This window comes from Streptomyces sp. NPDC048411, assembly GCF_040704695.1.
Taxonomy (GTDB): domain Bacteria; phylum Actinomycetota; class Actinomycetes; order Streptomycetales; family Streptomycetaceae; genus Streptomyces.
Genome location: NZ_JBEZKL010000051.1, coordinates 40,952 through 51,160, shown reverse-complemented (window position 1 = coordinate 51,160; position 10,209 = coordinate 40,952). Strand labels below are relative to the sequence as shown.

The 10,209-nt window shown below is 69.6% G+C and carries 10 protein-coding genes and 1 pseudogene; 5 read left to right on the top strand and 6 right to left on the bottom strand.

Annotated elements, in window-relative coordinates; genetic code table 11:
• Window positions 1–204: 204 nt before the first annotated feature.
• Both AB0915_RS19700 and AB0915_RS19695 read right to left on the bottom strand, forming a co-directional pair.
• The gene (locus tag AB0915_RS19700) at window positions 205–1,014 is read right to left on the bottom strand and encodes a DNA-formamidopyrimidine glycosylase family protein (protein WP_366692299.1); all 810 of its coding nucleotides are present in this window, start codon (window positions 1,012–1,014) and stop codon (window positions 205–207) included.
• A 77-nt stretch (window positions 1,015–1,091) separates the two neighbouring features.
• A complete protein-coding gene (locus AB0915_RS19695; RefSeq protein WP_366692298.1) occupies window positions 1,092–1,580 on the bottom strand; it encodes a ribose-5-phosphate isomerase in 489 nt (162 codons plus the stop codon).
• Window positions 1,581–1,830: 250 nt separating this feature from the next.
• Here AB0915_RS19695 and AB0915_RS19690 point away from each other — a divergent pair, with 250 nt between their 5' ends.
• Window positions 1,831–3,294, top strand: coding sequence for an amino acid permease (locus AB0915_RS19690; RefSeq protein WP_366692297.1), 1,464 nt, complete (start codon window positions 1,831–1,833; stop codon window positions 3,292–3,294).
• 142 nt (window positions 3,295–3,436) lie between these two features.
• Window positions 3,437–3,815: pseudogene (locus AB0915_RS19685) on the top strand (FAD-binding protein); the annotation flags it as partial.
• Between the two features lie 122 nt (window positions 3,816–3,937).
• Here AB0915_RS19685 and AB0915_RS19680 read toward each other — a convergent pair.
• Window positions 3,938–4,534 (bottom strand): biotin transporter BioY, encoded by a 597-nt coding sequence (locus AB0915_RS19680; RefSeq protein ID WP_366132476.1) that lies wholly within the window; start codon window positions 4,532–4,534, stop codon window positions 3,938–3,940.
• 292 nt (window positions 4,535–4,826) lie between these two features.
• Here AB0915_RS19680 and AB0915_RS19675 point away from each other — a divergent pair, with 292 nt between their 5' ends.
• On the top strand, window positions 4,827–6,230 hold the full coding sequence (locus AB0915_RS19675; protein WP_366692301.1) for an amino acid permease: 1,404 nt from the start codon (window positions 4,827–4,829) through the stop codon (window positions 6,228–6,230).
• A gap of 148 nt (window positions 6,231–6,378) precedes the next feature.
• Window positions 6,379–7,794: an amino acid permease gene (locus AB0915_RS19670; RefSeq protein ID WP_366692296.1), complete on the top strand. Its 1,416-nt coding sequence runs from the start codon at window positions 6,379–6,381 to the stop codon at window positions 7,792–7,794.
• Here the strand turns inward: AB0915_RS19670 and AB0915_RS19665 are convergent.
• Window positions 7,784–8,416, bottom strand: a complete 633-nt coding sequence (locus tag AB0915_RS19665; RefSeq protein WP_366692295.1) for a histidine phosphatase family protein — start codon at window positions 8,414–8,416, stop codon at window positions 7,784–7,786. The genes AB0915_RS19670 and AB0915_RS19665 overlap by 11 nt on opposite strands.
• Entirely contained in the window at window positions 8,413–8,583 is a 171-nt protein-coding gene (locus AB0915_RS19660; RefSeq protein WP_366692294.1) for a hypothetical protein, read from the bottom strand. The genes AB0915_RS19665 and AB0915_RS19660 overlap by 4 nt, the downstream gene beginning before the upstream one ends.
• An 89-nt stretch (window positions 8,584–8,672) precedes the next feature.
• Between AB0915_RS19660 and AB0915_RS19655 the strand changes: the two genes are divergently transcribed.
• The gene (locus AB0915_RS19655; protein WP_366692293.1) at window positions 8,673–9,314 is read left to right on the top strand and encodes a superoxide dismutase; all 642 of its coding nucleotides are present in this window, start codon (window positions 8,673–8,675) and stop codon (window positions 9,312–9,314) included.
• A 136-nt stretch (window positions 9,315–9,450) separates the two neighbouring features.
• On the opposite strand, the gene AB0915_RS19650 is transcribed toward AB0915_RS19655, so the two are convergent.
• On the bottom strand, window positions 9,451–10,122 hold the full coding sequence (locus AB0915_RS19650) for a hypothetical protein (RefSeq protein ID WP_366692292.1): 672 nt from the start codon (window positions 10,120–10,122) through the stop codon (window positions 9,451–9,453).
• Window positions 10,123–10,209: the final 87 nt, after the last annotated feature.

Here is a 10,209-nt window from a genome sequence, read left to right as displayed (position 1 = left end):
CCCCGATACTGGGTGTATCGGGGCGAGCCCGACAACGCAGCGAGCGTGCGTGCCAGGCGTCGTCTGGCAGGCGGGACTTTCGAAACACGCCCTAGCAGGGTGTGCTGCCGGGCGGGGTCGACCAATGCCGTGACCGGCAACGCTTGCCCCATGAGGAGCGTCGTCCAGTGCGGGCGCGCTGGGCGGCGCGACGGGACAGAACAACTAGTGCGGCTGGCAGGCGGGGCACCAGAAGAGGTTGCGGGCTGCCAGGTCCGCCGTGCGGACCTCCGTGCCGCAGATGTGGCACGGCTGGTGCGTCCGGCGGTACACGTACACCTCGCCCCCGTGGTCGTCCACCCGCGGCGCGCGGCCCATCGCCTCAGGAAGGTGCTCGGGGCGGACCGTGTCGATGCGGTTGTTCCGCACACCCTCGCGCATCAGCATCACCAGGTCGTCCCACATCGCGTCCCACTCCGCACGGGTGAGGTCCTTGCCCAGTCGGTACGGGTCGATGCCGTGGCGGAAGAGGACCTCGGCGCGGTAGACGTTGCCGACGCCGGCGATGACCTTCTGGTCCATCAGCAGGGCGGCGACGGTGATGCGGCTGCGCGAGATCCGCTGCCAGGCGCGTTCGCCGTCCTCGTCGGTCCGTAGCGGGTCCGGGCCCAGCCGGTCGTGTATCGCGCGCTTCTCGGGTTCCGTGATCAGGGCGCAGGTGGTCGGACCGCGCAGATCCGCGTGGTGTTCGTCGTTGGCCAGGCGCAGGCGGACCGTGTCGGTGGGCGGCGGTACCGGTGCCGTACCGAAGTGGAGCTTGCCGAACAGTCCCAGGTGGATGTGGACCCAGCCGAAGTCCTCGAAACCGAGGAACAGGTGCTTGCCGTGCGCGTCGACGCCGGTGAACGCACGGCCGTCGAGGAGCGCCGCGCTGTCCGCGAACCTGCCCTGCGGGCTGCTCACCCGCACCGGCCCGCCCACGAACCGGTCGCGATGGTCCGCGGCCAGGCGGTGGATCGTGTGTCCCTCGGGCACGGCGGTGGCTCTCCTCGGTCGGGTCGGGACATGGCTGTGCCGCCGGGCGGGCCGGCGGCACAGGGGATGTGGGGCGGTCAGCCCTGCTGCGGGTGGTGGGCGGGGATCGGGGGAAGCTCGCCCGTCGTCTCGTACGCCGTCAGCATCTCAATACGACGGGTGTGACGCTCCTCACCGGAGTACGGCGTGGCGAGGAAGATCTCGACGAACTTCGTCGACTCCTCCACCGTGTGCATCCGGCCACCGATGGCCACCACGTTGGCGTTGTTGTGCTCGCGGCCGAGCGCGGCGGTCTGCTCGCTCCAGGCGAGTGCGGCGCGTACGCCCTTCACCTTGTTGGCGGCGATCTGCTCACCGTTGCCGGAGCCGCCGATCACGATGCCGAGGCTGCCCGCGTCCGCGGCCGTCCTCTCGGCGGCGCGGAGGCAGAACGGCGGGTAGTCGTCCTGGGCGTCGTAGATGTGGGGGCCACAGTCGACGGCTTCGTGGCCCTGGGCCGTGAGCCACTCGACGAGGTGGTTCTTGAGTTCGAAGCCGGCATGGTCGGAGCCGAGGTACACGCGCATGTTCCGAGTGTGGCATGGGCGGCGCCGGGTAGCCGTCATCGGGGTCGGGACCCTCCGGGCCGGCCGGAGCCGCGGAGCCCTTGTGCGGGGTACGTGGGCAATCTCACTCAACAATCCGACAACCAATCCGGAAGAGGGGGTTCCGCTTCCGGGGTTCCACAGGCTTCAATGCTGAGACTCCCCATCCAGACCACCGTGCAGCGGCACAGCCACGGAACTGAGTGATATCCAAAACGTAAGGATTCGATCCATGACCCAGACGACTCTGGCAGGGCCGGGCCACCAGCCCGGCGAGCCGGACCGGGCGGACAAGCCGGGCTCCTCCGACGGGCTCCAGGCCGGTCTCAAGAATCGGCACCTCTCGATGATCGCCATCGGCGGGGTGATCGGCGCCGGCCTCTTCGTGGGCTCCGGCGCAGGTATCGCCGCCGCGGGACCCGCCATTCTGCTGTCGTACGCGCTGGTCGGCCTCATGGTCGTCTTCGTGATGCGGATGCTGGGCGAAATGGCCGCGGCCCGTCCGAGCTCGGGCTCCTTCTCTGCATACGCCGACCAGGCCCTCGGCCGCTGGGCCGGCTTCTCGATCGGCTGGCTGTACTGGTTCTTCTGGGTCGTGGTGCTCGCCGTCGAAGCCACGGCGGGTGCCAAGATCCTGGAGGGCTGGGTGCCGGGCGTCCCGCAGTGGGCGTGGGCACTGATCGTGATGGTGGTGCTCACCGCGACGAACCTGGTCTCGGTCTCTTCGTACGGAGAGTTCGAGTTCTGGTTCGCCGGGATCAAGGTCGTGGCGATCGGCGCGTTCGTCGTCGTCGGACTGCTCGCCGTCTTCGGGGTGCTGCCCGGTTCGGACAACCCCGGCGCGGGGCTCGCGCATCTCACGGACACCGGCGGGTTCTTCCCCAAGGGGCCGGGCGCCATCCTCACCGGTGTGCTGATGGTCGTCTTCTCGTTCATGGGCAGCGAGATCGTGACGCTGGCGGCCGGCGAGTCGGAGAACCCGCAGCGCGCCGTCCAGAAGGCCACCAACAGCGTGATCTGGCGGATCGCCGTCTTCTACCTGGGCTCGATCTTCGTCGTGCTGACGCTGCTTCCGTGGAACGACGCGTCGATCCTCAAGGACGGCAGCTATGTCGCCGCACTGAACTCGATCGGTATCCCGCACGCCGGCCAGGTGATGGACGTCATCGTGCTGACGGCCGTGCTGTCCTGCCTCAACTCCGGCCTCTACACGGCCTCGCGGATGGCGTTCTCGCTCGGCGGCCGCGGTGACGCGCCGAAGGCGTTCGCCCGGACGAACAAGCGGGGCGTGCCGCAGGCGGCCATCCTGTCCTCCGTCGTCTTCGGCTTCGTCGCCGTGTTCTTCAACTACCAGTGGCCGGACACCGTCTTCCAGTTCCTGCTGAACTCGTCCGGTGCGGTCGCCCTGTTCGTCTGGCTGGTCATCTGCTTCACCCAGCTGCGCATGCGGGGCATCATCCTGCGCGAGTCGCCGGAGAAGCTGGTCGTACGGATGTGGCTCTTCCCATATCTGACCTGGGCGACCATCGCGATGATCTCGTTCGTGCTGGTCTACATGCTGACCGACGACAGCGGCCGTCAGCAGGTGCTGCTCTCGCTGCTTGTCGCGGCGATCGTGGTGGGGATCGCGCTGGTACGTGAGGTCCGGCAGCGCAGGAGCGGAGCCATCACGGCGGACGCGACCGCCGACGCCTGACCGAGCCCGTCCCTGCCTGACGGCCGATGTCAGGTAATACCGGGGAGGCTCTCCCGCCGGATGTCACTGGGCGAACGGAGAGCCTCCCCAGAACGACCAGGTGCCCGCCCAGTTCAACTTCCGCCCCGGCAACCCCGGATACATGGAGGAACTGGCCGGCTTCCCGACCGGTTTCACGCCCCGGCCCGGACCTCGTCGGCACCACCGGTGCCGACGAGGTCCGGGCCGCCGTCGTGTACGCCGCCGCCCGCGGACTGCCTGTCGCCGGCCAGGCCACCGGGCACGGTCTGGCCGGCGCCGCCGACGGCGGGGTGCTGATCAGTACGCACCGGATGGACGACGTACGCGTCGACGCCGCCGGGACCGCCCGGATCGGGGCGGGGGTGCGCTGGGGCCGGGTCGTCGAGGCCGCCGCCGCGCACGGCCTCGCCCCGCCGAACGGCTCCGTGCCCAGCGTCGGCGCCGCCTCGTACCCGCTGGGCGGCGGACTCGGAGTGCTGGGCCGCACGTTCGGGTACGCCGGCGGCGGGGACCGTACCGGGGGATTCCACGACGAGCGGACGCGGAAGAGGCCCGCCGGTGTGGTGTCGCAGTACGACCCGGCGAGCCTCTTCGGAGGGGTTTACGAGGGCTGGTGCCCCGGTCAGCCGCGGCGGCCGACGAGCTTCCAGGCGGCGGGCAGCGCGCCCATCGCCAGGGCCGCCTTCAGCGCGTCACCGAGCAGGAACGGCACCAGGCCCGCCGCGATCGCGGCGCTCGCCGACATCCCCGTGGAAAGCGCCAGGTACGGGACACCGACCGCGTAGATGATCGCGGAGCCGAGCACCATCGTGCCCGCCGTGCGCAGCACCGAGCGGTCGCCGCCGCGACGGGCGAGGCCGCCGACCACGGTGGCGGCGAGCAGCATGCCGAGGACGTAACCGAACGAGGCACCGCCCGCGCCGGAGCTGCCGCCCGCGAACCACGGCATGCCCGCCATGCCGACGAGCGCGTACACGGCCAGGGAGAGGAAGCCGCGGCGGGCACCGAGGGCGGTGCCGACGAGGAGCGCGGCGAAGGTCTGGCCGGTGACGGGGACCGGGGAGCCGGGGACCGGGACGGCTATCTGGGCCGCGATGCCGGTGAGCGCGGCGCCGCCGACCACCAGGGCCGTGTCGACGGCGTAGCGGTGCCGGGCTGCGGGCAGCAGGTCGGCGAGGACCGCTCCGGTACGGACGGGGGCGGCGGCAGCAGTGCTCATCGGGACTCCGCGGTGGTGAGGGCAGGTGGGGACAGACTGAGGGTGACGTTAGCCCACGGGTTAACGCTCGATCACCATCAGCCGCCCACAAAGCGTCGCTTGACGGCTTGGTGGGGTTCACACAAAGGCCGGTGAGCAATCACACGACGGCGTGATGCTTGTCACTGAGGTGAGGGCAGGCAGGGGGCTGTCCGCCGGGCGGGGTCCTGCAACGTGAGACTGTAGATTCCCCATAAGAGGGTCCCCCCAGCTACCGGACCCGTTGAATGATCCGAGAGTGATCCGCACCCCCATGCACGACGCCCCTCCCCCCACGGAGCCCAGGCAGCCGGAACCGCTGGCGCACGGGCTGAAACAGCGCCATCTGACGATGCTCGGACTGGGCGGGGTGATCGGCGCCGGGCTCTTCGTGGGTTCGGGCGCCGGGATCGCCGTCGCGGGCCCGGCCATCGTCGTGTCGTATCTGATCGCGGGCGGCCTCGCGATGCTGGTGATGCGGATGCTCGGCGAGATGTCCGCCGCGATGCCCGCCTCCGGTTCGTTCTCCGTCCATGCGGAGCGGGCGCTCGGCCGGTGGGCCGGGTTCAGTGTGGGCTGGCTCTACTGGTTCCTGCTGGTGATCGTCCTCGCCGTGGAGGCGACCGCTGCCGCGACGATCGCCCATGGCTGGGTGCCGGCCGTGGCCCAATGGGCCTGGGTGCTGGTGTTCATGGTGGTGTTCACCGTCGCCAATCTGACCGCGGTGAAGAACTTCGGCGAGTTCGAGTTCTGGTTCGCCGCGCTCAAGGTCGCCGCGATCGTGCTCTTCCTCGTGCTCGGGCTGCTGGCCATTTTCGGTCTGCTCCCGGACACGGAGCCGGTAGGACTGACCAACCTGACCGGCCAGGGCGGTTTCCTGCCGAACGGCTGGGCCGGGGTCGTGTCCGGTGTCCTGACTGTCGCCTTCGCGTTCGGCGGACTGGAGGTCGTGACGATCGCGGCGGCCGAGACCGACGATCCGGCGCGCGCGGTGGGACGCGCCGTGCGCAGCGCGGTCGTGCGCATCCTCTTCTTCTACGTCGGGTCGATGCTGGTGATCGTGACGGTCCTGCCGTGGACCGCGCAGCAGGCCGGTCTGAGCCCGTACGTCAAGGTCCTGGACGCGATCGGGGTGCCGTCGGCCGGGCAGATCATGAACATCGTGGTGTTCGTGGCGCTGCTCTCCGCACTGAACGCCAATCTCTACGGCGCGTCCCGGATGATCTTCTCGCTGGCCGAGCGCGGCGAGGGGCCGCGCGGGCTGCTCAAGGTGTCGGGCGGCCGAGGCGGCGAGGGCGGAGTGCCACGGCGCGCGGTGCTCGCCTCGGTCGCCTTCGGCTTCGTCTCCGTACTCCTCAATCTGAAGTGGCCCGACTCCGTCTTCCTCTATCTGCTCAACTCGGTGGGCGCGGTGCTGCTGTTCGTATGGGGGCTGATCGCCGCGTCCCAACTGCGGCTGCGCCGCCGTATCGAACGGGAAGCACCCGAGGCCCTGACACTGCGGATGTGGTTCTTCCCCTGGCTGACCTGGCTGACCCTGGTCGCCCTGGTGGCCGTGCTCGTGCTGATGCTGACGGATGACGTGGCGCGGCCGCAGGTGCTGTGGTCGGCGGGGGCGACCGGCCTGATGCTGCTCGTGGCGCTGGCGCGGGAGGTGCGGGACCGGCGTCGGGGCTGACGGGGCGGAGCCGTCGCGGGTGCGTACGCGCGTGTGCACCATGTGTGAGCCCGGTGCCCGTATAGCGGACAGCTGTTCCCTGCGAGCGGGGGGCGCGGACAGACTGTTGGCCTCGTCCACCGTCTCACCTACCGAACAGAGCACGTCCATGTCTCGGACCTCCGCGTCTCCCCCCACCACCGGCTCCGACGTCTCCGCAACCCCGGTCGACTCCGCCCTCACCCATGGACTCAAGCAGCGCCATCTGTCGATGATCGCCCTCGGCGGCGTCATCGGTGCCGGGCTGTTCGTCGGTTCCGGCGCCGGTATCGCCTCCGCCGGGCCCTCGATCGTCCTCGCCTACGCCATCTCCGGACTGCTGGTCATGTGCGTGATGCGCATGCTCGGCGAGATGTCCGCCGCCAATCCGGCATCCGGCTCGTTCTCCGTCCATGCGGAACGGGCGATCGGACCGTGGGCGGGATTCACCGCCGGGTGGGCGTTCTGGGTGCTGCTCTGTGTCGCCGTCGGTCTTGAGGGGATCGGCGCCGCGAAGATCGTCACCGGCTGGCTGCCCGGCACCCCGGAGTGGGCCTGGGTCGCACTGTTCATGGCGGTCTTCCTCGGCACGAACCTGGCCGCCGTGAAGAACTTCGGCGAGTTCGAGTTCTGGTTCGCCGCGCTCAAGGTCGCCGCGATCACGCTCTTCCTGGGGTTGGGTGTGCTGGCGATCCTCGGCGTGCTGCCCGGCACGGACGCCCCCGGCCTTGCCAATCTCACCGGCGACGGCGGGTTCCTGCCGAACGGCTCCAACGGCTTCATCATCGGGCTGCTGGCCTCGGTCTTCGCGTACGGCGGTCTGGAGACGGTCACCATCGCCGCGGCCGAGTCCGAGAACCCGGTACGGGGTGTCGCGAAGGCGGTGCGGACGGCGATGTGGCGGATCGCGCTGTTCTACGTCGGTTCGATGGCGGTCATCGTCACGCTCGTGCCGTGGGACGACCCGAAGGTCGCCACGGTCGGCCCGTTCTACGCGACCCTCGACCACCTCGGCATCAGCGGCGCCGCGGAGATCATGAATGTGGTCATTCTGGTCGCGCTGCTCTCCGCGATGAACGCGAACATCTACGGCGCCTCGCGCATGGCCTGCTCACTGGTCGCCCGCGGCCAGGGCCCGCAGCGGCTCGGCAGGGTCACCTCCGGGGTGCCCCGCAACGCGGTTCTCGTCTCGTCCGTCTTCGGTTTCCTCTGCGTGCTGCTCAGCTACTGGCGGCCGGACGATGTCTTCCCCTGGCTGCTCAACATGATCGGCGCGGTGATCCTGGTCGTCTGGATCTTCATCGCGGCCTCGCAGCTGGTGCTGCGTACCCGGCTGGAGCGCGAGGCGCCCGAGAAGCTGGTGGTACGGATGTGGCTGTTCCCGGTGGGGACGGTGCTGGCGCTGCTGGCCATGGCCGGCATCTTCCTGCTGATGCTGGGCCGGCCCGAAACGCGTGACCAGCTGCTGGCGACCGGTCTGCTGACCGCCGTCCTCATCGTGACCGGTGTCGTACGACAGCGGCGGGCCGCGGCCGTCACGGGCTGACGTCCGGTGCGCACGGCACATTGAGGGAGAGCAGCGCGCCGCCCTCTTCCCCCAGCCGCAGCTCGCTCACCGCCGCGTTCCGCAGCTGCGGAAAGACGCGGCGGTAGGCGCCGAGCGGGATCGACAGCAGTTCGCACAGCACCAGCCGCAGCAGCGTGTTGTGCGCGACGACGAGGACCCGCTGCCCCGGATGGCCGGCCGCGATCCGGCGCAGCGCCATCGTTCCCCGGGCCGCCGCCACGCGCGGGTCCTCGGCCCCGGGGAAGGCGTTGATCACCGGGTCGGCCCGGAACGCCTCCGCCCGTTCCGGGTCCTCGGCGGCGAACTCGGCGAGGGTGCGCCCCTCCACCGTCCCGAAGTCGCACTCCCGCAGATCGGGTTCGCGTCCGGCTACGAGGTCGAGTGCCCAGCAGGCGGGTTGGGCGGTCTCGATGGCGCGGGTGGCGGTCGACGTCCAGATCGCGTCGACCCGGTGGCGCAACGCCCACTGCGCCAACTGTTCGGCCTGGCGGCGCCCCTCGTCGGTGAGGGCTACGTCACTGACCCCGGCGTAGCGGTTCTCGGCCTGCCACACGGTCTGTCCATGCCGGGCGAGGAACAAGGTGGTCGGGCTGGTGGTCATCGACTCTCCGTTCGCGACCGGGCGTGGGTGGCGAGCGCTCCGGACAGCCGGCCCCGCCGTTCCGGTTCGTCCACCAGCTTGAGGTACGGCTCCGTGTGGCGGGCGGTGCGCGCCAGGTCGGGGCGCAGGATCTGCCGGATTCCGACCATGTGGCCCGCGGGTCGCATCCCCGCACCGCACCCCCCCTTCCTCCTGCTAGCCTTCATTTGCACATAGGTTGCAATAACAACAGGAAAGCAGCTGGAGGGTCCGCCCCATGGCCACGTACACGCTCCCGGAACTCCCGTACGACTACGCGGCGCTCGAACCGGTCATCAACCCGCAGATCATCGAGCTCCACCACGACAAGCACCACGCCGCCTACGTCAAGGGCGCCAACGACACCCTGGAGCAGCTGGAGGAGGCGCGCGCCAAGGAGGCCTGGGGAGCGGTCAACGGCCTGCAGAAGAACCTGGCGTTCCACCTCTCCGGCCACATCCTGCATTCGATCTACTGGCACAACATGAGCGGTGACGGCGGCGGCGAGCCCCTCACGGCGGACGGTGTCGGTGACCTCGCGGATGCGATCACGGAGTCGTTCGGGTCGTTCGCCGGCTTCAAGTCCCAGCTGACGAAGGCTTCGGCCACCACGCAGGGCTCCGGCTGGGGCGTCCTCGCGTACGAGCCGCTGAGCGGCAAGCTGATCGTCGAGCAGATCTACGACCACCAGGGCAATGTCGGCCAGGGTTCCGTCCCGATCCTGGTCTTCGACGCCTGGGAGCACGCCTTCTACCTCCAGTACAAGAACCAGAAGGTCGACTTCATCGAGGCCATGTGGCGCGTCGTCAACTGGCAGGACGTGGCGAAGCGTTACGCGGCCGCCAAGGAGCGCGCCGACGTGCTGCTGCTCGCCCCCTGACGGGGAGGCGCATGAACGTCCTGCTTCGTGATCGTCTTCTCAACCTTCACCGGGCAGGCGGATGAAGGGGGGACCCTCGCCTGGACGTGACAGGTGAGGGTCCTTCTGCCACGCTCCGCGCCAGGGGTGGGGCGGATCAGCCGGGCAGCGGGCCCCCGAGGGACGGCATGGGGACGACCTTGCCGGGATCCGGAGCAGTCACCCGCACCAACTTCCCGTGGTCCGTCAGATTCATCGTCGCCTTGACGCCCGCCGCCCCCATGGGCCAGTCGAGCCGGGTACGCACAACCCGGCCGCTGCGGTCGACCCAGGCATCCGCGTACACGGCAAGCGCACCAACCCGCTCCCGCACGGTGTCGACCTTGGCCCTCATGTCCTTCGCCATCCTCAGCGTGACCGTCTCTTGGGTGAGCAGGCCGCGGTAATGGACCGTGGGCATGCCGTTCACCGTCTCCTCACCGACCTTCGATGTCCGGCGCATCTGCGCCACCTGGCGCAAGACGTGTTCGGGGTCGTTCATCGGTGCCCGTAGCGCGTAATGGGCCTCAGCCTTCTCCCGGCGGATCGATCCCCAGGAACCTTCCATCTCGGCGAATCCGCCGAAGTAGACGGTGTCACCGTCGAAGATCTCCTCCATGCGGGGCGACGTCTTCTGAGGAGCCGCCGCATTGTGGAGCGCGACCCCGAGGCGCCCCTTGGCACCCGCCCAGTCGAAGTCGCCCTTGATCGAGATCATGAAGGAAGTGGTGCTGTCCCCGATCTCGATCTCCTCATCGATCCGGGCGCTGCTCTTCTTCGTCGCGGCCACCGCGGCTCGTACCGCCGCCCCATGATCCGCCTCCGAGCCGGCCCCTGAGGCCTTCGCGGCCTTCGCCGGCTCTTGCGCCGGTCCTGG

What these genes read in the sequence shown, in the direction of transcription:
- AB0915_RS19695 (WP_366692298.1), bottom strand. Translation starts at nt 1,580, where the DNA reads ATGCGCGTGTACCTCGGCTCCGACCATGCCGGCTTCGAACTCAAGAAC.
- AB0915_RS19690 (WP_366692297.1), top strand. Translation starts at nt 1,831, where the DNA reads ATGACCCAGACGACTCTGGCAGGGCCGGGCCACCAGCCCGGCGAGCCG.
- AB0915_RS19680 (WP_366132476.1), bottom strand. Translation starts at nt 4,534, where the DNA reads ATGAGCACTGCTGCCGCCGCCCCCGTCCGTACCGGAGCGGTCCTCGCC.
- AB0915_RS19675 (WP_366692301.1), top strand. Translation starts at nt 4,827, where the DNA reads ATGCACGACGCCCCTCCCCCCACGGAGCCCAGGCAGCCGGAACCGCTG.
- AB0915_RS19670 (WP_366692296.1), top strand. Translation starts at nt 6,379, where the DNA reads ATGTCTCGGACCTCCGCGTCTCCCCCCACCACCGGCTCCGACGTCTCC.
- AB0915_RS19665 (WP_366692295.1), bottom strand. Translation starts at nt 8,416, where the DNA reads ATGACCACCAGCCCGACCACCTTGTTCCTCGCCCGGCATGGACAGACC.
- AB0915_RS19660 (WP_366692294.1), bottom strand. Translation starts at nt 8,583, where the DNA reads ATGCGACCCGCGGGCCACATGGTCGGAATCCGGCAGATCCTGCGCCCC.
- AB0915_RS19655 (WP_366692293.1), top strand. Translation starts at nt 8,673, where the DNA reads ATGGCCACGTACACGCTCCCGGAACTCCCGTACGACTACGCGGCGCTC.